Consider the following 21,563-nt stretch of genomic DNA (forward strand, 5'->3'; position numbering starts at 1 on the left):
CCGGCGCATATTGGCTTTTGTAGCTGATTGCATAGAAGCTCTTTATGAACTGGAGTTGAGTAACCTACGGAATTTAAGAGTCCCGTGGTGAAAAACTCCGGTTGGCTGGAAGTTTTATGAGGTCTGTAGCAACTCAGTCAGGCTTTTCTATTATCGTTTTTGCAAATTTTAACATACCAGTCATATACATTATTCTGGTTCAAATTGAATTTTAAAATATAACATCATGTCAGTAACCACATCAAAATCAGTAGCAGGGATCATTATTCCTGACAGTACTATAGCAAATCAGGCAACAGAGCTATTGCTTGAACATGGCACAGAATTTATTTATAACCATTCGCTAAGGGTATTCTTATTTTCCTCACTAAATGGGAAACGCAAGAATTTAAAGTATGACCCGGAATTGCTTTATGTAGCTTCGGTATTTCACGACCTTGGGCTGGTTCCGCATTATAGCAGCCCCGATCTCCGTTTCGAGGTGGATGGAGCCAATGCGGCCCGAGATTTTCTAAAAAGCCACGGTGTACCAAAAGAACAACTGCAGCTTGTTTGGGATACTATTGCATTACATACAACCATTGGCATAGCGGAGCATAAGGAACCGGAAGTGGCACTTATGTATTCCGGAGTGGGTTTAGACGTAATGGGTGAAGGCTATGAGAACCTGACCGCAGAACACAGGGATGAAATCATCACTGCATTTCCGCGTAATGACTTTAAGAAAAAAATTATCCCGACGTTCTTCTCAGGCTTTGAACATAAAACCGAAACAACTTTTGGCAATATCAAAGCTGATGTGTGTGCTTTCATGATCCCCAATTTCCATCGTAAAAACTTCTGTGATTGCATACTGCATTCACCATGGTCTGAATAATACGATGGGTACCAACCGCTATTCTCCGTTTTTAAACTTACTGTGTACCCACAAGGATATTTTTCAGCAGAAGTGCAAATAATATCGAATAACAAATTTCCAATATCCAACACCGAGGTTTTCACTTCATTATTCGATATTGGAAATTCGATGTTCAATATTTAAACTGGCCTCAATTTCTTCTTCCTGCTGTTTAACAAATTGATGGCATTACGAATCAAATTGTAACAATTCCGTTGAAGTATCATTTTCTCAGAACAAAACATATGATGTTTTAATTAAACATCATATGTTTGTATTGTCAAAGAATTTTCCTTGATAAGAAATCGGAGGAATCGATTGAAGAAAACAGATTAATAGCTGTCACCGGTACAATTTTTAAATAAGTCACATTAAATAGTTAAAAGCATGAAACGATTATCATTAATACTCTTATCACTCGCTTTGCCATTTTCATTAATGGTTGGTTGCGGGCAGTCCGGCAGTGGAAGTGCAGATCTGCAAGCCCGGGTAGATAGCCTGCAAAACAAGCTGGATTCAGTTTATAAACCGGGTACAGGGGCGCTCATGAATACTATTGTCCAACCGCACCACCTAAAATTATGGTTTGCCGGGCAGAACAAAAACTGGGCGCTGGCCGAGTATGAAAGACAGGAATTGATGGGTGGATTTGAAAAGATTCAATTATATCATAAAAATAAACCCGAAGCAGCAGCTGTTGCAATGATCTTTCCGGCAATGGATGCTGTTGAAAAATCAATCAGGGACAAAGACGCAGTTGCTTTCAAAAGCAATTTTGTTGCGTTGACGAATAATTGCAACACCTGCCACAAGGCATTAAAGTATGAATTTAATGTAATAAAAGTTCCGGTCACAAATAGCTTTGGCAATCAAAGTTTTTAATGGAATATCATTTAAAAAAACATCCGGTGTTTAATTAAAACATCCGGTGTTTTTTGCTTTGGCTTTAACTAAAGTTAATTATTTAAAAAATCATACAAGGGGTTGAATAGAGCCTGCTTTTTTAAGTCTTCCGTGTACTCCCAAAACATTACCCCTGCTAAATTATGCTCTTTAACATACCTGGTTTTGTATTTAAATGCCCTTACATCATTATAGGTAACAAATGTATGTGTTTTGCTGTTCCACAAGTAGGGCACTTTTGCTTTTTTGTCCCAAAATCTATCAAAACCATTCTTATTGATGTACGAATTTTCCAGGGAATCATAAGGTAGAGAAAAATGGTGGCCTGCAGAGGGCTGATATAATCCGCGGTCCTGATCATTTACCATGGTCCAGCCACGGCCGTAAAAAGGCAGCCCCATTACGATTTTATTTGCGGGCACTCCTGCTTTTATAAAGTTTTGGATTGCATCATCGGCGCTAACCCTTACTTGATGGCCATATTTTGATTGATAGAGATTACTTTGATGACCTGTTATTTTATCATTACCGTTATAAATATCGTAAGTCATTATATTGATATAATCAAGGTACTTACTAACGGGGCCTACTTCTGTATGGTTCATATAAGCAGTATCTACTCCCATAGCTGCTGTTAACAAGTAGTTTTGACGATGGTCTGTAGCGGCCTGTTCATCAAGAGCTGTACGAAACTCTTTCATAAGCAGTGTGAAATTTTGCTTGTCTTCCGGCCTGTATATATTACCTGCTCCTATCTGGGCTGGGTATTCCCAGTCAATATCAATTCCGTCAAGTTTAAATTTCTTTATGAAAGCTAATGCGCTTGTAATAAATTTAGCCCTGGATTCGGCAGTTAAAGAGGCATCCGAAAAATATTTGCATCCGCCCCAACCTCCAACTGAAATTAAAATCTCAAGTGCTTTATTTTCATCTTTAGTTGTATTTAATATTGTGAGGTTTGTTGAATCTTTTAAAGAAGCCGGTGCCAGTACGCCGTTTTGGGTCAGATTTGCAAAAGCATAAATGATGTGGGTCATTTTTGTAGCAAGGATATCTTCTTTAGTCCAGTTTTTACTCCCAATGTAACCCATTAACACATATTTGCTACTCCCGGTGCTACTGGGCTGAGCAAATGAAAAATGACTTTGTATTAAAAATAGAACAACAGCAAAGGGAACAAAAATATGTTTCATGGGTAAGTAATTAACATTAATGCCTAATGGATGTAAGATTAATTAAAAAATTAAAAAGTCGCAATACTTATTAAAGTATTTAATTAAGTATAATGAATTTGTTACACCATAGAAAATATGTCTTCTCAAGAATCCTATCAGACTATGAATGGTGTTTCACCACACTATTAAATAGCTGAAAGTATTAAGCAGGTGTAGCGCTACGAACACCCGCCATTTTTATGATGTATCCTCACTTTTACAAATCCGTCCTATTAAAATTGCCCAAACAATACTACATTTACATTAACCAATTTTAACTGTACCGCTTACAGGTTTATATCAATTATGCATCGCAGAATATATTATGTGCTGGTAGTTAGTGTGGGATGTATTTTATATTCCGTTTACTCCTCTGGCCGTTTCTCATCCAAACAAAGTAGGGATGAAGAGGTGCCGGATACGATCAGCTATAATTTTAATATCAGACCCATCCTGTCTGATAAATGTTTTAAATGCCATGGCCCGGATGCCAATAAGCGGCAGGCAGGCTTAAGATTGGATATACCCGAAAGCGCATTTAGTGCATTAAAAGATGATCCCGAAGCACATGCACTGGTGCCGGGCAGTCTCAAATTATCACAACTTTATCAGCGTATAACTACGGATGACTCCACCACTATGATGCCGCCGCCGGGATCAAATCTTAAACGATTGAATCCTTTCGAGGTTGGATTAATAAAAAAATGGATAAAGCAGGGCGCTAAGTATGAGAAGCACTGGGCATTTGTTCCGCCTAAATCATACTCTGTTTCGGAGGTTGAGGATAAAGCATGGCCCAAAAATCCTATCGATAATTTCATATTGCATAAACTGGAAGCTAAAGACATAAAGCCAAATCCGGAAGCTGATAAGGAGAGACTGTTAAAGCGGATATGTTTTGATTTGAACGGCTTGCCACCAGACCTGAATATGATGGATAGATTCCTGTCGGATAAAAGCCCCAATGCTTATGAAAAGATGGTGGATGAGCTGATGGCCCGACCAGCTTATGGCGAAAAAATGGCATTGCATTGGCTGGATATTGCCCGCTATGCCGATTCGCACGGTTACCAGGATGATAATTACCGTACACAATGGCCCTGGCGCGATTGGGTAATACATGCCTACAACGAGAATTTACCTTATAACGATTTCATCACATGGCAACTTGCAGGTGACCTGATGCCGCAACATACCAAAGAGCAATTACTAGCCACCGGCTTTAATCGTAATCATAAAATAACAGAAGAGGGCGGCGTAATTGACGAGGAATACCGCATAAGTTATGTTACTGACCGCACTAATACCTTCGGCAAGGCAATGCTTGGCGTTTCATTAGAGTGTGCCCATTGCCATGATCATAAATATGATCCTTTTTCGCAAAAAGAGTATTACCAGGTGTTTGCATTTTTCAATAGTGTAAAAGAAGCTGGATTACAGTCGACCGTTGGCGGCCCTGAGACCTATGCCAAACGCCCGATGATGCAGATCAGCAATGATGATGTAAAAAATGTATTGAAATTTATAAATAAAAAAGATACAGGTAAGCTTATTGTATCTGTAATGGGAGACAGCGAAGTTTACCGCAAAACATACGTACTAAGACGCGGGTCATACGATGCGCATGGCGACGAAGTGTTGCCGGGTACTCCTAAAGCTATTCTGCCTTTTAGTGGCAAATATCCTCAAAACCGGTTAGGGTTGGCCGAATGGTTATTCAACAAACAAAACCCGCTTACGGCAAGAGTTTATGTAAACCAGCTATGGCAGGAATTTTTCGGTCGAGGAATTGTTAAGACCCTGGGTGATTTTGGTATGCAAGGCGATCTCCCCTCAAATCCCGAATTACTAGATTGGCTGGCAGTAGATTTCCGAGATCATGGCTGGAATGTAAAACGACTTGTAAAACAGATTGTCATGTCGGCAACCTACCGCCAATCGGCAGTTATATCTCCCGAAAAACTAAAAACTGATCCTGAGAATATTTTATTAGCACGTGGTCCACGTTCCCGCCTCCCTGCCGAGTTTGTGCGGGATGAAGTATTGGCAAGCAGTGGTTTACTTAACCGTACCATCGGCGGCCCGAGCGTAAACCCTTACCAACCATCGGGCTTGTGGGAAAATGCTACATCTGGCCGCGGACAATTGGCAAGTTATAAACAGGTGCATGGTCCAAATTTGTATCGACGTGGAATGTATACGCTGATCAAACGTACCGTTCCGCCGGTTGAGATGGCTATTTTCGATGCCAGTAACCGGGATCAGTGCGAGGTGCAAAGGCTCCGTACCAATACACCTTTGCAAGCATTGCTGATGATGAATGATCCGACTGTGCTGGAGGCTGCGAGGGTATTGGCTGCAAAATTATTAGAGGAAAAAAGTGCCTCGAAAGATAAAATATACAAAGCCTTCAGGTTGATCATCTGCCGTAAACCTACTGATAAGGAGATGACGATGCTGACATCGTATTATGCCGATCAGTTAAAGTCAGTTGATAAACAGGATGCGGCCAAATTATTAAATGTTGGAGAATATCCAATACCAGCCGATTTGGATAAAATTACTTTGGCTGCAATGATGCAGGTAGTAGATACAATTTATAACTTAGAAGAAGCGATCACAAAAACCTGATAGCCATGGAAAAGAATCTATTAGAGCATGGCCTAAGTATTAACAGGCGGAAATTTTTATCAAGGTTGAGCCTTGGTATCGGGAGTGTTGCATTAGGTTCACTGCTTATCCCCGATCTGTTTTCCGGTGCTAAAGGAGACAGTGATGCCGATTTTATTCCCGGCATTCCCAACTTTGCGCCAAAAGCCAAAAGGGTGATCTATTTGTTCCAGGACGGTGCGCCGTCACAGTTGGAATCATTCGACTACAAGCCCAAACTGCGTGAAATGATGGGACAGGAACTGCCTCCATCCGTTCGCGGCAGCCAAATACTAACAGGGATGACGGCCAAACAAACCTCATTCCCATTAGTAGGATCATTTTATGATTTTAAACAATACGGGCAAACCGGTGCATGGGTTAGTGATCTTTTCCCGCATATCGGCAAGATCGTAGATGATATTTGCATCGTCAGGTCGATGTATACCGAGGCCATTAATCATGATCCCGCATTGACCTTTTTCCAGACAGGCGCGCAGCAAGGCAATCGACCAAGTATGGGCTCATGGGTAAGTTATGGGCTTGGGAGCGAGAATAAAAATTTGCCAGCTTTTACAGTTTTGTTATCAAAAGGAAAAGGCAATGGACAAGGGGTGTATTCCAAATTATGGAGTAATGGTTTTTTAGACTCTATTCATCAGGGCGTACAATTCAGCAGTGGCGAAGATCCTGTGCTCTATCTGAATGATCCCGACGGGATGAGCAGGCACGAGCGCCGCAAAATGCTGGATAAAATGGCTGAGTTGAATGATCTATCAGGCAAACAATTTAATGATCCCGAGATCACTACTAAAATACAGCAATATGAAATGGCCTACCGTATGCAAACGGCGGTGCCTGAGATAATGGACGTATCAAAAGAACCAGACGATATTATCAAACTATATGGGCCGGATTGTTTGATCCCCGGCACTTATGCTGCTAATTGTTTGCTGGCGCGAAAGCTATCCGAGAATGGGGTAAGGTTTGTACAATTATATCACCAGGGATGGGATCAGCATTCGAACTTGCCGATGGAAATGGCAGGTCAGGCAAAAGATGTTGACCAGGCATCAGCGGCATTAGTTACCGATCTGAAACAACGTGGATTATTAGATGAGACATTAGTGATTTGGGGCGGAGAATTTGGTCGCACCAACTATAGCCAGGGTAAATTATTGAAAGATAATTATGGCCGCGATCATCATCCGCGCTGTTTTAGCATTTGGATGGCCGGTGGTGGCATTAAACCGGGTATGGTTTATGGTGAATCGGATGAGTTTGGTTATAACCTGGTCAGAAACCCGGTGCATGTTCACGATTTCCACGCTACCGTGCTTAACCAATTAGGCATCGATCATACCAAGCTTACCTTTAAGAGTTTAGGGCGCAGGTACAGGCTCACGGATGTGGCAGGTAATGTGGTAAGAGATATTATATCCTAATTATAACCGATCATGGAAAGAAGGAAATTTATTAAACAGACAGCGATAGTTTCAGCAACCTTTTTTATTGCAAAAGATATGATGGCAAAAGACAATGGCCCCATTTACGGGCACAACAATATGCGCTACCGCATGGATACAGCATGGAGCAAAGCCGATCCGAATATTAACCCGGTAAATGACTGCCATGAGATGGTGCAGGACTCAAAAGGCAGGATATTATTACTGACCAACGAGACAAAAAACAATGTGCTGATCTATAATAAATCAGGCAAGTTACTGGATACCTGGGGGCATGATTTTCCGGGAGCACATGGCCTAACCTTGTTTAACGAGAATGGAACTGAGATTCTATTCATAACCGACACAGTAAAACACCAGGTTTATAAAACCACCATCGATGGTAAATTACTGATGACCATTGATGTGCCGCTTGAAACCGGCGTTTACAAAAAAGCAGAAGAATTTGTGCCAACCGAAACGGCTATTGATACCAATGGTGATATTTTTATTGCCGATGGTTATGGGGCGCAATACATTACTCATTATGATAAGGATGGTAAACTAAAAGGTTTTTTTGGAGGTAAAGGTGAAGGAGACGATCATTTGGATAATGCTCACGGCATAGTAATCGACCGTCGAAAGAGTACCCCTACTTTACTGATCACAGACCGTACCCGGAACTGTTTCAAACGGTTTAGCATGGATGGTAAATTGATAGAAGTAATCAAACTACCGGGCGCCTGTGTGTGCCGTCCTGTGATTAAAGGCGATCATTTATATGCCGCTGTATTGCGCTCACCTGATCTTGGTGCTAAAGATTCCGGATTTACTACCATATTGGATAAAAACAATAAAGTAGTATCCAATATAGGTGGTACTGAGCCTATTTATAAGGATGGCGTTTTGCAACCAATGTCCCAAGCCGAAAAAATATTCCTCAACCCGCATGACGTATGCATAGATGACGACGAGAATCTTTACGTGGCACAATGGGCTTCGGGGAAAGTATATCCATATAAGTTTACCCGTGTTTAATAAATGATCAAAAGCAGCCATAAAGGTTTTGCAGGTAAACTGTTACTCGCACTTAATATCTTCATTCTGTTTTTACTGGCAGCTGGCAGCCGCTTGGTTATTCCGCAATGGCTGCAACCAGTAGGGCGACTGCATCCCGTTATACTGCATTTCCCAATCGTTATATTAATATTGGCTATGCTGATGGAATTTTTCCGTTTCAGGAGCGAGTTTGCTAAAGAAAAGTTTTACCAGGATTTCGCCACTACCCTTTTGCTTATTGGTGCTCTGTTTGCGGGTATAACGGTGATCATGGGCCTGTTTCTTTCGCGCGAGCCGGGTTATGAAGGCAGTAATTTACAATGGCATAAGTGGTTTGGGGTAAGTATCGTTTTTATTTCTTCACTTATTTACTGGTTCAGAGGCACTAGTTGGTATAGCAGCAGATCAGCCATGGGGGGCTCAGTTATAGTAATGCTTTGCCTGGTGGCAGCAGGTCATTACGGCGCCGATATTACGCATGGCGATAATTTCATATTAGCGCCTGTGATGAAAAAGGACTTAGTGCCAATTGATAAGGCTTTGGTCTACAAGGACGTAATACAACCCATATTTGAAAGCAAATGTACGAATTGCCATAATCCTGATAAGCTGAAAGGTGGTTTGATGCTGACTGATGAGGCATCTATTTTAAAAGGTGGCCGGGCAGGTAAATTATTCGTTCCCGGTCAGCCGCAGGTTAGCTTGTTGTTGCAACGCATCCATTTGCCGGATGATGAAAAGAAGCACATGCCCCCTGCTGGTAAAACCCAATTGACACCAGCGGAAATGAACCTGCTCTATCTTTGGGTAAAGGAAAATATCGGGTTTAAGAAAAAAGTATATGACCTCCCTGCTAATGATTCACTTAGAGTGATCGCCGCCACTATACTAAAACCCGCTGAAGCTACTGAAGAGCAATATGATTTTGCTGCTGCGGATGAAAAAGCCATCAAAAAGCTTAATAATAACTACCGCGGCATTTATCCTCTAGGTGCTGGTTCGCCGGCATTGGCAGTCAATATTTATAACAAAAGTTCTTATACCCCGAACGTGCTTACCGAACTGAGCGACATTAAAAAGCAAGTGGTGTCCCTTGATCTGCATAAAATGCCTGTAAAGGATGGCGAGTTAAAAACCATTGCACAATTTGAAAACCTGCGCACACTTAATCTTAATTATACAGATATAACCGGAAGTACACTAAAAGACTTGTCGTCCTTAAAATATTTGCGGTCGTTGTCTATAGCAGGCGATAAATTAAGTCCTCATGCACTTGATCAACTCAGCGCTTTTAAGAGTTTGACTGAACTAACTATTTGGAATACCAGCTTAAGCGTAGCGGATATTCAGCAACTGAAAAAGACCAATAAAAAGATACAGTTTATAGAAGGATTTAAGGATGATGGCAAGGTGATCCAGATAATCCCGCCTCAAATTAAAAATGCACAATTTGTTTTCTCCAAGCCTATTCCGTTACTGCTGGGTCATCCTATTAAAGGGACTGATATTCGCTATACTACCGATGGTTCCAAACCCGATAGCATCAAATCTGCTTTGTACAAACCCGGGATCATGATTGCCGATAATACTACTATTAAGGCAAAGGCTTTTAAGGCAGGCTGGTATGGCAGTGATATCATTAGCTATACTTTTTATAAAAATACCTACAAGCCAGATAGCATTCAATTTATAACTGCGCCTAACGAAAAGTACCAGGCTGATGGTGCAAAAACCTTAATTGATGGCGAATTAGGTGGCATGAACTTCGACAACGGCAAATGGCTTGGCTGGCAAACAGACATGCAGGTAATTATGTATTTTAATAAGCCTATTGCTCTGCATACCCTTACTTTAAATTGCCTTAAAGTGATTGGCGGCCAGATATTTTTGCCCACAGAGATACAGGTATGGGGAGGCAGTGATAAAGCACATTTGAAACTAATAAGCACTTTAAGAACCGGCGAACAGAAAAAGAACGACCCAGCCATAGATACCGGATTGGTTTGTAAATTGACGAAATCAGGCCCTGTTTCGTGTATTAAACTGGTAGCCAAGCCAATCTATAAACTACCAGCCTGGCATCCTGCAAAAGGAAAGCCCTCATGGGTTTTTGCAGATGAAATCTTTTTGAATTAACGAGTTTATGCTAGGTACAGAAACACGCACATAATATATTTACGAAATCTTTGTAAAATGTGTTATTTTTCGTGGATATAAACCGTATAAGCTGTTGTGAAAAAAAGACCTTTACTGATCTATACTATTTTACTATTCCTGGCTGTTATAGCGACTTATATCAACCATTTTCATAACGGCTTTCATTTTGATGATTCGCACTCGGTTGTCGATAATCCCTACATCCGCGATATTAAAAATATTCCTCTTTTTTTTAAAGACGGTACAACCAGCAGCGTACTACCGCAGAACCAGTCTTACCGTCCGGTAGTGAGCACGTCACTGGCTATTGATTATAAACTCGGCAACGGGTATGATCTTTTTGCTTTTCATATTACCACATTTATACTGTTCCTGGTACAAGGATTATTGATGCTTATATTTTTCAAGAAGTTATTGAGTCTATCCTCGACAAACAAATATATTGGCTATGTTGCACTGTTTGCCACTGCATGGTATATGCTGCACCCTGCCATTGCTGAAACTATAAATTACATTATCGCACGGTCTGATGTGATATCAACCGTTGCAGTTATGGGAGGTTTTGTGCTTTATACCAACTCGCCTTTTTGCCGTAAAACATTTTTGTATTTGATCCCTGTGGGCATTGGCGCTTTAGCCAAACCGCCTTCAGTAATGTTTGCTCCGTTGCTTTTGTGTTATATCCTGCTTTTCGAAGAAAAATTGGGTTTACTTGATATTTTCAAAAAATCAAATCTGAAACCGTTATGGAATAGCGTCAGAAAAAGCCTACCTGCATTTGTCTTTTGTGCCTTAATGTACTTGCTCATCGACAAGCTTACGCCGAAGACTTGGGCACCTGGCGGTAATTCGCCCATACAATACCTGATCACGCAACCCTATGTCATCCTGCATTATTTTGGCACCTTCTTTTGGCCTGCCGGGCTCAGTGCTGATTCTGATTGGGCTCCCCTGTCCAATATCTGGAATGCACGATTTTTTATAGGCTGCGCTTTTATTTTGGCGATGTCCAGTGCGGCTTTTTATACTTCTCAAAAAGTAATACTTCGCCCAATCAGCTTTGGTATTTTGTGGTTCTTTTTGGCGCTTATTCCAACATCAAGCATTATACCGCTGGGCGAGGTCCTGAATGATCATAGGATGTATTTCCCGTTTATCGGTTTAGCGATAAGTGTGAGCTGGACGATAGGCTTAATTGTATTTAAATTTATTAGCGATGCTGATCATATAACTACAAAATATAAGGTTCTGATTTTAACTCCTGCTCTGCTGTTACTCTGTACTTGTGCTTACGGCACCTTTAAACGGAATGCTGTTTGGCGCGATGAGGAGAGCTTGTGGTTCAATGTCACTGTAAAGAGCCCGGGAAATGGTCGCGGAATGATGAATTATGGCGTCATAATGATTGAGCAGGGCAAATATGCTGAGGCTGAAAAATATTTAAACAGAGCAATGCAATTGGCACCCAACTATTCATATGTATATGTAAATGTGGGTGTGTTAAAGGAAAATACGGGAGATATTGTTGCTGCTGAAAACAATTTTTTGGAAAGCATTAGATTGGGTAGTGGTTATTCCATGAATTACTTTTTATATGGACAATTTTTGTACCGACGTGCACGGTTTATTGAAGCCGAGGTAATGCTTCAAAAATCAATGCAATTATCAAACTCTGATTTAAGACCGCGTGAACTTTTAATAAAAACTTATGCGCTTTTAGGCCAATGGGATTTACTCAAAAATATTTGTGTTACTACCCTTAAAATTTCTCCCGGTAATGGAGTTGCCTTAAACGGTCTCGAGGAAAGCTCACGAAGAAAAACAAACGCCGAAATACAGGCCGATAAAGCAAAGGTGGCTCCAACAGCTGAAAACTATCTGGAGTTAAGCCTGGCTTATTATAACGAGGGTAAATATGGCCTCTGCATTGAAGCGGCTAAAAAAGCTTTAGAACTAAAACCTAACTATGTTGAAGCTTATAATAATATTGGCTGTGCCTATAATATTTTAGGTCAGTTTGATAAATCGGCAGAGGTATTTGCAATGGGGCTTAAGATAAAGCCCGATTACCAATTGGCAAAAAACAACCTGGCGCTTTCAGCAGCGCACCGTTTTATATCAGATGTTGTTATAAGCTCACAAGTTTACACAGCGGCCGACTATGTGAACCAAAGCCTGAACTATTATAACCAGGGGCAATATGAACTAAGTATTGCAGCCTGCGTAAGTGCTCTGATCATCAATCCCGATTATGACCTGGCCTACAACAACCTATGTGCAGCTTATGTCAAATTGGGCCAATGGGACGATGCCATTACTGTGGGTGAAAAAGGATTGAAGATCAACCCCAATAATGAACTCCTGAAAAACAACGTAGCTCAGGCTAAATGGAATAAAAAGAATAGTAAGAAATAGTGATCGGCGATTAGTGATCAGTTATTTTCGTCAGTTTATAAAACAGTTTAAACCATTTTCTTAAAAAAGAAGGCTTTAGTGTCAGGCTCTGATGATGTGATAAAAGGTTTCATTAAAGTGATTGCGGTTGTCATGAACCAGGCCTTTAGCCTGTTCATTTGCTTATCGGCCATGATCCGTTCTTTTACGCTTGAAAAATCCAGTGTCTCTAATTTAAGCACATCGGTGGCTGAAAATCCGTGCTTGGTCAGGAGCAGTTTCATGTTAGGCTCATTAAAATAGTTCATATGGGGACTATGAAAATTAAATTGCCACATCCTTGTTAATGAACTACTGAAACCCAATTTATGCATCTTTATGGCCATTTTGTAAAAGAAACCAGTGCTCATGGGTAAATTAATGATCAGAATACCATTGTCACTCAAATCTTTCTTCAGATTTTCAACCAGGCCATTGATGTCTTCGATGTGCTCAAAAACATCATTGAAAATAATAAAATCGTAACCCGTTTCTTTCTTAGGACTCACATCAGGATAAAACCCGTAAATAATATTCAGATTATTTGCCTTGTGATAATTTTCATATATCCTTTCCGGCTCAATACCGATGCAATCGATATTATTCTTTTTGCAGGTTTCCAGCCACCAACCGTTACCGCTGCCTATCTCAAGGCCGCTCAGATTGCCACCTTTCTGCCTTTGCAGTTCTTTTATGATCGTATCGGAATTTTTTAAACGTAATTGTCGCAATCCTATATCCCGCGAATCTGATTCCAGATCTGATTGAAATGAGTGCTCAAATTGCGCATCAGAGTTCAGTAAACCGCAGCTATCACATTTATATACATTGAATTTTAGCTTGTACTTTAATTTAAGCAGATTACCGCAAACCGGGCAGGTTAAATGGTCCATTTGACTAATGATAATTATTGATCACCTACGTGCTTATCAAATTTTTCTTTGAGAAGCGATATTTCCTGGGCAAGCTTCTTATTATCATTATGCAACTTTGAAGCTACTACGCTCAGGTGCAATAGATAGATCAATATGGCAAAAATAAATCCCGTAAAAACCAAATTCGGTGCCTCATAAACGCCGGTTAGCCGTGCCATAACTTCCAGGCCATTACGCCAGAAGGAGAACAGCATTAAGATCAGTGTACATATTACCCATACAATAGCGTACTCTTCCCTTAGCTTACCTTTAATTATAAGTCGGGAAATGTACAACACAAACAAAATATTTGCGATAATGGTGATGATCTGTATTTTGGCCATTTTATTACGGTTTACGAATGAATGAAAATAACATGGCAAGGCTTACTTTAATGCAATAATACAACGAACCAAATTGCCGTATAGATGACTGTCCACCCTGCCTTGCGTTCATGATTACAGGCACTTCAGCTATTTTTAGTCCGGCTTTGGAAAATACAACCAGTGATTCCGGCTCAGGATATTCATCGGGATAATTTACAGCGGCAATTTTTATCGCAGCTTTATCAAATAATCTGAAACCGGAAGTGCTGTCATAGATGTGTAGCCCGGTCATAAGCCGGTTTACCCAATGAAAATATTTGATGCCAAGTCTGCGTGCAAATGACGACTGGAAACCTTCTTTCTCCAGGAAACGAGATCCAATTACAATATTAGCGCCTGATTCCAAATGAAAACTAACCAATTTACTGAGTTCTTTTGGTGGATGTTGCCCGTCGCCATCCAGTTGGATAGCAATATCATATCCATTATTGCGGGCATACAAGATGCCAGTTTGCACCGCACCGCCAATGCCAAGGTTCACCGGCAGATCGATCACTATGGCTTTCCCTTTTTTGGCGACAGCCGAAGTGCCATCTTTTGAGCAGTCATTTACTACCAGTACATCCAACTGATAATTATCCGGTAGCACGGTCTGTTGCAATTCTTTTAATACCGATGGCAGTGAAGCCTCTTCATTATAGCATGGAATTACAATTAAAACTTTACCGGGCATTGATGGATACAGGGTTTTCAGCTGATTAAGATCGTGTTAATTTAGTGGTGAAATTAATTGTTTTTTGGAGAATTCAATGATTTATTAAATGAGTAAATGAGATATTTAATAACTACGAATCATTCAGTGAATAACTTATCAAATACCTGGTTTCTGTGTTACTCAAACATACTTTCAGTTGTGGTGTTATCTGTGAACAAATCAAGATCATCATGACTAACACGGAAAATAAAACACAGGCAGGCACCGAAGGCATGCACGAGTTCACTATGCAATACGGGGGACGTGAACTGTCATGCCGGGTTGAAAAAGACGGGGACAAACTGAAAGTAAGCATTGATAACAATATGACCGCCGAGTTGGAAATTCACTGGGATGGTACCATAACCCAAATCTCCGGTAATGCACTGCCCGATTCCAATATCGAGTTTATCAAAAAACAAGTATTAGGACAGAATAAATAGTTTTTTAGCTGATCGTCTACTGCAAACTAAGTTCGCATCCTGAAAACTAATTATTCTTCAGCCCTATTTTATGATGTGCATAATCAGTTAAATATTCATTTTTTACAAAAAAGTCAATACCAAAAATAGTTCGGTAATCACCTGTTACATTCGGATTTTGTATTTCTGTCAAATTAGAGGTATTAGTAGTAGTATAAGTGTATGTAAAACCTGCATAGGTTTTAATTGTAACAACAGTATTTGCTGGCAATTGGCCTAAACTGTTTGTCGCCAGTGGGTTTTCAATGGTTGATATCTGAGGTGTACCGGTATCAAACAAGACATTTGTTGAAACACTTTGCCCACTATAAGTAACGGTTGAAGGTATATTTGGCGAAAATCCCCCAACGCCCGGATTGCTAAGCTGATGCATAACAAAGCCCGATGACGTCAGATCGGAGGATGTTAAACCGATACTTAAAAGCCCTGCTACATAAGTGCCCGTACTACTAAAACTATTGCTCTGCAGCATGGCCAGTCGGAAACCGCTGGTAAGGCTTGCGTCGATATTGAAGTATGTTAAAGGGCTTGCTATTAATGAACTGGCATAGCTTGTGCCGGGACCTACTCCAAATATATCAAGCGAGTGATTAACAGTATCCGTTTCACCCGTCGTTTCGTCAACTACCTTGTAGTATAAGAAAAATGGAACTCTTTTAGCACTGGTTTTACCGTTTTGATCACCTATAGTCACCGATGCATAGGCAAGATAACCATATTCTTTTATTAGCCCGGTTTGATTGCCATAGCTCATTATTGCTTGTTGTGAAGTAATAGTAATACCACTTACAACAACGGAATCACCTGTAAAGGTTATTCCTGAAGTCGTGATCATCGACGCCGGGATAATGCCGTGAGCATCGATGGTCATGCCGGTAGACCCGGTATCAAAAACACTAAAATAATCTACAGCTTGTGTTCCGATCTGTGTTATTGGGATAAATACTCTTTTTCCCTTGTCGGTTCCGTACTGGTATAAACCCATTGTTAGTGGGGTAATAGTCGGTTTGACTTTATCCTTTGAGCAGGAGTTTAGAACTATAATTATAATAACCCAGCAACATAGGCAGGGGAAATTTTTTTTCATGTCAAGTCGTTTAAAGCGTAGAATTTGGTTCAGGTTAATAATAACGTAAAAATGCTAATTGTTTTATTTGTTGCTAAAAAAATACTTTTATGTTTAATTTAAGATTATCAGCCGGTTACCTGTAAGAAATAATATAATTGGTAAAAAACAAGTACCACATTAATCTACGGCAAATATACGCCAAAACGTTGCCTGGCCTCAGTCATTTTATTGGAAATGAAATTATTAGACACACATACACTATTTAAATTAGAGCATAAGCATTAAATATATTTTCTCCTGTTTACTTACAATTAAATATAATAGCCATATTAGCTCTAAATGTCCGGCAAATTTTATCCAACCATTAACCAATGGGCAATTTGCGTTTTGGGCAATATTTATAATTAGATAATTACACCAGATAATACAAAACAGTTTCCAGTTCGCAAGGCATTTTTGTAGTTTTGCCATGTGACATCCCATCGTAAACAACCTTCTCCGATCAAGAAAGCACCTGTAAAGAAAAAGGCTTCAGCCCGAAAGAAAAAAAGCAAAGGATGGTCTGTACTACTGAAAATAGGCGTAGCTGGCTTGTTCCTGGTATTATTATCTCCTTTTTATTATGGATATGTTTTGAGGTCATTTACTTCTGCATGGCGATGGGTAAGTGATATGGGAGGAAATCCGCATTACCGCACTTACAAAAGCTTTAATATTCAGATACCTGATAAATATGCCATTCATGGCATTGATGTTTCATACGCCCAGGGCAAAATAGACTGGCAAAAAGTAAAATCAATGGAGGAAGATAGCGTGCACATCAGTTTTGCCTTTATTAAGGCGACAGAAGGTGTATTATCGGTCGACCCCTATTTTCAGCGTAACTGGCGCGAAGCACCTAAAGTGGGGATTATTTGTGGAGCCTATCATTATTTTAAACCATCCAAAAACGGTAAGTGGCAGGCAAAATTCTTCCTCCAAACCGTTAAGATCGAAAAAGGCGATCTGCCGTTAGTTGTTGATGTAGAAGAGCTAAACGGCGTTACCCCCGTAAAAATGCGCCAGGAGCTGAAAGACTTTTTAGCCTATGTCCAAACCAAAACCAGGGTGAAACCAATCATATATTCCGGAATGAGTTTTTACCAGGATTACCTCGCGGGATACTTTGATGAAAACGTATTGTGGGTAGCCAACTATCACCAAGCCGAATTAAAAATAAACAGTAAAACTAACTGGTTATTTTGGCAGCACTCCGATAAGGCAACCATAAGTGGAATTAACCACGTGGTAGATTTTGATGCTTTTAAGGGGGATAGTGCTGCGTTTCAAAAACTATTGGTTCAATAGTATTACTTTTTAATTTAATACTTCCTGTCGCAATTCGCCCCTCGGATTGCCGCATTCACCTGTTTCATAGTCATATTATTGCCAGTAGGTTTGTATTAGCCTTTGTAAAACAAGTGCTTGTAATTTATTTCTAAAAAAATATTCAAAAAAATTTGTGCAACTGAAAGGTGGCACATATATTTGTGCAACCAAAAGGTTTCATGAAATATGAGAAGAGATGTGTTCCAGGCAATTGCCGACCCAACGCGGAGAGAGATATTGGGAATGATAGCGCACAAGTCGCTTAATATAAATTCGGTGACTGAGAACTTTGACGTAAGCCGGGCAGCCATTTATAAACACATGAAGATACTGGCCGAGTGTGGTTTGCTGGAGATAAAGCAACAGGGGCGTGAGCGATATTGTGAAGGAAGGTTTGAAAAGTTGAATGAAGTATCGGACTGGATAGATCAATACCGGGAACTGTGGGAGGCAAGGTTCGATTCGCTGGATATTTATTTAAAGGAGTTACAAGCTAAAAATAAAAAGCATGGCAGAAAAAAATGAGTTGATTATAACTCATTAATATATACTCAATAAAAATAAATAAGAGGAGAAACATCATGAAAACATTAAATGACGCCAATGTTGATATTAGGGATCGCGGCTTGCTTATGAACATGGATCAGGGGAGGAAGATGACCCCAAAAAATTTAATGTGGTGATAACCTTTGAAGATCAAGGGAATAAAACTAAACTTACAATGCGAAGTATATTTGGTACGGCTGCGGCCCGCAACTATGTGGTTCAGGAATTCAGAGCAATTGAGGGTGGAAATCAAACGATTGATCGCCTGGAACAAGAATTAGCGAAAATGTAAACCAATCATTATAAACTTAAATCACTAAAAACAATGAAAACAACTAAAATTTTGTACTGGGTATTTACTGTATTAATCGTGGCCTTAATGTTATTCTCCGCCATTAGCACTTTTATCCCGAACCCGCAGGGGGCCGAAATCGCCAAGCACATGGGCTATCCGCTTTATGTGTTTAAATTTTTGGCGGTAGCAAAGATACTGGGTGTTGTAGCACTACTGGTACCGGGTTATCCGCGGTTAAAAGAATGGGCTTATGCTGGCTTCTTTTTTGACATGGTCGGGGCAACTTACTCATTCATAGTTATTGGCGATCCGGTTGCCAGTTGGGCGCCGATGTTTATTTTCATTGCCATTTTATTTGGCTCTTATATATTTTATCACAAAAAAATAAATGCATAATAATTGATTTCACAATGGAAATGGTACTGAATATGGTAGAGGTTTTTAAAACGAATGTCCGTCACAAAAGGCAGGCAAGGAAGCTCCTGGATATCTTGTCAGCACAATTTCCATTGTTCAATATCAATTTTGACCTGGAGGATTGTGACAAGATATTAAGGGTCGAAGGTGAAAATATCCAGCAGGATAAAATTGTAAAACTGGTAAGCGAAAATGGTTATCAATGTGATGTATTGCACTAAAGATTAAAATAAACATGAAAAAAGTAGTTTCAAAAGATGGAACTTCCATCGCCTATGATCAAATTGGTAGTGGATTTCCACTGATTTTGGTAGATGGGGCATTGTGCAGCAGGGCCTTTGGTCCAATGCCGAAGCTTGCAAAGCTACTGGCTGATAACTTTACCGTTATTAATTATGACCGCCGTGGAAGAAATGAGAGCGGCGATAACAAACCTTATGCTCCTGAAAGAGAAATTGAAGATATTGAAGCGCTCATCAATACTGTCGGTGGATCGGCATTTGTATTCGGAATTTCATCAGGTGCAGCATTGGCGATTGCGTCAGCAGCACAAGGTTTAAATATTCCTAAACTGGCATTGTATGAACCTCCGTTCATGGTTGATGATGAAGGGCATCATCCGCCGGCTGATTCATTAGTACAGCTACAGTCGATGATTACAGAAGACCGCCGGGGCGATGCTGTAAAGTTCTTCATGAAAGATATGGTCGGCCTGCCAGGAATATTTACTTTTATCATGAAGCTGATGCCCATCTGGTCAAAACTTAAAGGCGTGGCACATACGCTTCCGTATGATGCTGCCGTTATGGACGGTTACTCATTGCCTGAAAAGAAAGCGGCATCGATAAAAGTATCGACCCTTATTTCGGGAGGGGATAAAAGCCAGGTTTCACTTCAGCATGCAGTAAAAAAGCTTTCTGAGATAATGCCCAACAGTCAATTGCAAATATTAAAGGGGCAAACCCACAATGTGTCGGAAAAAGTATTGGCACCAGTGCTTATTGATTTCTTTAAAAGCAAATAATTTGCTGATATTTAACACATTACTGTTAAAAAAGGTTAAATAATTATTGCGGTCAGACCACTTTCTTATTTTTATTAAAGTATGACCTGTAGTAAGATATTTAACCTTTGCTTTTTTCTGCTGGCTGTTTGTAACCAGTCAAATGCGCAATCAGAAAAAGCACAACGAGGTATACTTTATAAAGCCGGTACTGGCATCAGGCTCGGTGATATACAGATATTCAATAAACGAAGCCTAATTACAGTAAAATCAAATATGTATGGCATGTTTACCATACCTGCATCTGTCGGAGATACACTAGAGATCAGCTGTGCTGGCTATAATAATGCAGAATTAGCGGTTAATGATTTTACTGATAAAATTTTCTTTTTAAAATCAGCTATTGCATTGCCCGGAGTCGTAATAAAAGAAACTTCGGTACAAGTTAATCTTGATGAAGTAAAAAGGGGTTACAGGAAGAAAAGTGTTTTTTATACCGGCACTCCACATTATTACTACCTGTTTTTAAAACCGATGACCTTCATTTATGAGAATTTTAAGAGTGAGGTAAAGGATGCCCGCAGATTCAACCGTTATGCTAAAAAAGAGTCGGCTTATTATGAGATCTCAGCGCGGTTTAATGCGCAGAATATAAAAAGCGTTATCCCAATAAAAAATGACGAATTGGAAGACTTTGAAAGTGATTACTGGCCTGCACTTGAACAAATAAGGAAGTGGAATGACTATGATCTGGTCAATTACATCATAGCCTCATACCGGGATTTCAAATGGAAGAAAACATCTAACACTTATTTCAGGAGATGATAAAAACCAGAATCAATTGACCCACTATCTTGGTCTTGCTATAAATAACAGTCTATAAGCACATTAAATCCTGACTATTGCAATAATTCTTGTACGGGAGAGTTATAATAGGGAGGGTTATTAAATAGATAAGTAAGTTTTGATGGGCAAAGGACTTCAATTATTAATTGCATTAATTAGTCTACCAATTTTATGCTTTGCCCAGGAAAAATGGCAATTAATAAAAAGTGAAGATGGTATAAAGGTATATACCAGGAGATTAGACAGCGAAAAATTTAAGGAAGTACGAGCTGATTTTGAGTTAAATGCTACAGACGACCAATTAATTGCAATACTGCAAAATATTCCCCACCAAAAAGAGTGGAGTTACGGAACCAAAAAGACCTATCTGATCAGCAAAAAAAACAAGGATACGTTAATTTATTATTCTGAGGTTAAGCTTCCATGGCCTTTAAGTAACCGGGATTTAGTAATAGAGTTAAGCTTCAAAAAGGATACAGCCAATAAAGTGCTGTATATTCAGGCGAAAAGTATTCCTGGGATATTGCCAGATAAGCCCAACCTGGTAAGGGTGCCTTTTTCACTTGCATCGTGGGACGTTAAAACTATGTCTAATAAACTATTAAAAATTCAGTATACCTTTAGTACTAACCCCGGAGGATATCTGCCTTCATGGTTGGTTAATTTTGCTGCCAGCGTTGGTCCATACAATTCGTTTCAAAAACTTAAGGAGATAATTGCGAAAGGAAATCAGTAAATTTAATCATTTAAAAGTTTTTGTGCTTATGAGAGATTTTTAAAATGGT

General features: G+C 39.9%; 20 protein-coding genes and 1 pseudogene. 16 read left to right on the top strand and 5 right to left on the bottom strand.

The window, feature by feature from the left end; all coding sequences use genetic code 11:
- Positions 1-226: 226 nt before the first annotated feature.
- A complete protein-coding gene (locus ACPPVU_RS03890; RefSeq protein WP_426670385.1) occupies positions 227-877 on the top strand; it encodes an HD domain-containing protein in 651 nt (216 codons plus the stop codon).
- 408 nt (positions 878-1,285) lie between these two features.
- Positions 1,286-1,780 (top strand): hypothetical protein, encoded by a 495-nt coding sequence (locus ACPPVU_RS03895; RefSeq protein ID WP_426670386.1) that lies wholly within the window; start codon positions 1,286-1,288, stop codon positions 1,778-1,780.
- 74 nt (positions 1,781-1,854) lie between these two features.
- On the opposite strand, the gene ACPPVU_RS03900 is transcribed toward ACPPVU_RS03895, so the two are convergent.
- Positions 1,855-2,994 (bottom strand): glycoside hydrolase family 18 protein, encoded by a 1,140-nt coding sequence (locus ACPPVU_RS03900; protein ID WP_426670387.1) that lies wholly within the window; start codon positions 2,992-2,994, stop codon positions 1,855-1,857.
- 327 nt (positions 2,995-3,321) lie between these two features.
- Between ACPPVU_RS03900 and ACPPVU_RS03905 the strand changes: the two genes are divergently transcribed.
- The 5 genes from ACPPVU_RS03905 to ACPPVU_RS03925 all read left to right on the top strand — a co-directional run bounded on the left by ACPPVU_RS03905 (position 3,322) and on the right by ACPPVU_RS03925 (position 12,740).
- Entirely contained in the window at positions 3,322-5,646 is a 2,325-nt protein-coding gene (locus ACPPVU_RS03905) for a PSD1 and planctomycete cytochrome C domain-containing protein (protein ID WP_426670388.1), read from the top strand.
- Between the two features lie 5 nt (positions 5,647-5,651).
- On the top strand, positions 5,652-7,109 hold the full coding sequence (locus ACPPVU_RS03910) for a DUF1501 domain-containing protein (RefSeq protein WP_426670389.1): 1,458 nt from the start codon (positions 5,652-5,654) through the stop codon (positions 7,107-7,109).
- Positions 7,110-7,121: 12 nt separating this feature from the next.
- Positions 7,122-8,147: a hypothetical protein gene (locus ACPPVU_RS03915; protein ID WP_426670390.1), complete on the top strand. Its 1,026-nt coding sequence runs from the start codon at positions 7,122-7,124 to the stop codon at positions 8,145-8,147.
- Between the two features lie 3 nt (positions 8,148-8,150).
- On the top strand, positions 8,151-10,304 hold the full coding sequence (locus ACPPVU_RS03920; protein WP_426670391.1) for an FN3 associated domain-containing protein: 2,154 nt from the start codon (positions 8,151-8,153) through the stop codon (positions 10,302-10,304).
- Between the two features lie 96 nt (positions 10,305-10,400).
- Complete coding sequence (locus ACPPVU_RS03925) at positions 10,401-12,740, top strand: tetratricopeptide repeat protein (RefSeq protein ID WP_426670392.1); 2,340 nt, start codon at positions 10,401-10,403, stop codon at positions 12,738-12,740.
- Between the two features lie 47 nt (positions 12,741-12,787).
- Here the strand turns inward: ACPPVU_RS03925 and ACPPVU_RS03930 are convergent, their stop codons facing one another.
- Genes ACPPVU_RS03930 through ACPPVU_RS03940 form a run of 3 tightly spaced genes read right to left on the bottom strand, consistent with a single transcriptional unit; the run spans position 12,788 to position 14,731 of the window.
- A complete protein-coding gene (locus ACPPVU_RS03930) occupies positions 12,788-13,651 on the bottom strand; it encodes a class I SAM-dependent methyltransferase (protein ID WP_426670393.1) in 864 nt (287 codons plus the stop codon).
- 14 nt (positions 13,652-13,665) lie between these two features.
- Positions 13,666-14,016, bottom strand: coding sequence for a DUF2304 domain-containing protein (locus ACPPVU_RS03935; RefSeq protein ID WP_426670394.1), 351 nt, complete (start codon positions 14,014-14,016; stop codon positions 13,666-13,668).
- Between the two features lie 4 nt (positions 14,017-14,020).
- Positions 14,021-14,731: a glycosyltransferase family 2 protein gene (locus ACPPVU_RS03940; RefSeq protein WP_426670395.1), complete on the bottom strand. Its 711-nt coding sequence runs from the start codon at positions 14,729-14,731 to the stop codon at positions 14,021-14,023.
- Between the two features lie 212 nt (positions 14,732-14,943).
- Between ACPPVU_RS03940 and ACPPVU_RS03945 the strand changes: the two genes are divergently transcribed.
- Entirely contained in the window at positions 14,944-15,195 is a 252-nt protein-coding gene (locus ACPPVU_RS03945) for a hypothetical protein (RefSeq protein ID WP_426670396.1), read from the top strand.
- Between the two features lie 46 nt (positions 15,196-15,241).
- Here the strand turns inward: ACPPVU_RS03945 and ACPPVU_RS03950 are convergent, their stop codons facing one another.
- Positions 15,242-16,321 (bottom strand): hypothetical protein, encoded by a 1,080-nt coding sequence (locus ACPPVU_RS03950; RefSeq protein ID WP_426670397.1) that lies wholly within the window; start codon positions 16,319-16,321, stop codon positions 15,242-15,244.
- A 453-nt stretch (positions 16,322-16,774) separates the two neighbouring features.
- Between ACPPVU_RS03950 and ACPPVU_RS03955 the strand changes: the two genes are divergently transcribed.
- The 8 genes and pseudogenes from ACPPVU_RS03955 to ACPPVU_RS03990 all read left to right on the top strand — a co-directional run bounded on the left by ACPPVU_RS03955 (position 16,775) and on the right by ACPPVU_RS03990 (position 21,514).
- Positions 16,775-17,650: a glycoside hydrolase family 25 protein gene (locus ACPPVU_RS03955; protein WP_426670398.1), complete on the top strand. Its 876-nt coding sequence runs from the start codon at positions 16,775-16,777 to the stop codon at positions 17,648-17,650.
- 207 nt (positions 17,651-17,857) lie between these two features.
- Positions 17,858-18,196: an ArsR/SmtB family transcription factor gene (locus ACPPVU_RS03960; protein ID WP_426670399.1), complete on the top strand. Its 339-nt coding sequence runs from the start codon at positions 17,858-17,860 to the stop codon at positions 18,194-18,196.
- A 109-nt stretch (positions 18,197-18,305) separates the two neighbouring features.
- Positions 18,306-18,509: pseudogene (locus ACPPVU_RS03965) on the top strand (SRPBCC domain-containing protein); the annotation flags it as partial.
- A 33-nt stretch (positions 18,510-18,542) separates the two neighbouring features.
- Positions 18,543-18,908, top strand: coding sequence for a DoxX family protein (locus ACPPVU_RS03970; protein WP_426670400.1), 366 nt, complete (start codon positions 18,543-18,545; stop codon positions 18,906-18,908).
- A gap of 14 nt (positions 18,909-18,922) precedes the next feature.
- Positions 18,923-19,150 carry a hypothetical protein gene (locus ACPPVU_RS03975; RefSeq protein WP_426670401.1) on the top strand — a complete coding sequence of 76 codons (228 nt, stop codon included), beginning with the start codon at positions 18,923-18,925 and terminating at the stop codon, positions 19,148-19,150.
- A 14-nt stretch (positions 19,151-19,164) separates the two neighbouring features.
- Positions 19,165-19,953 (top strand): alpha/beta fold hydrolase, encoded by a 789-nt coding sequence (locus ACPPVU_RS03980; RefSeq protein WP_426670402.1) that lies wholly within the window; start codon positions 19,165-19,167, stop codon positions 19,951-19,953.
- A gap of 81 nt (positions 19,954-20,034) precedes the next feature.
- On the top strand, positions 20,035-20,757 hold the full coding sequence (locus tag ACPPVU_RS03985) for a hypothetical protein (protein WP_426670403.1): 723 nt from the start codon (positions 20,035-20,037) through the stop codon (positions 20,755-20,757).
- Positions 20,758-20,899: 142 nt separating this feature from the next.
- Positions 20,900-21,514, top strand: a complete 615-nt coding sequence (locus tag ACPPVU_RS03990) for an START domain-containing protein (RefSeq protein ID WP_426670404.1) — start codon at positions 20,900-20,902, stop codon at positions 21,512-21,514.
- Positions 21,515-21,563 lie beyond the last annotated feature (49 nt).

This window comes from Mucilaginibacter sp. McL0603, assembly GCF_049992945.1.
Classification (GTDB): Bacteria; Bacteroidota; Bacteroidia; order Sphingobacteriales; family Sphingobacteriaceae; genus Mucilaginibacter.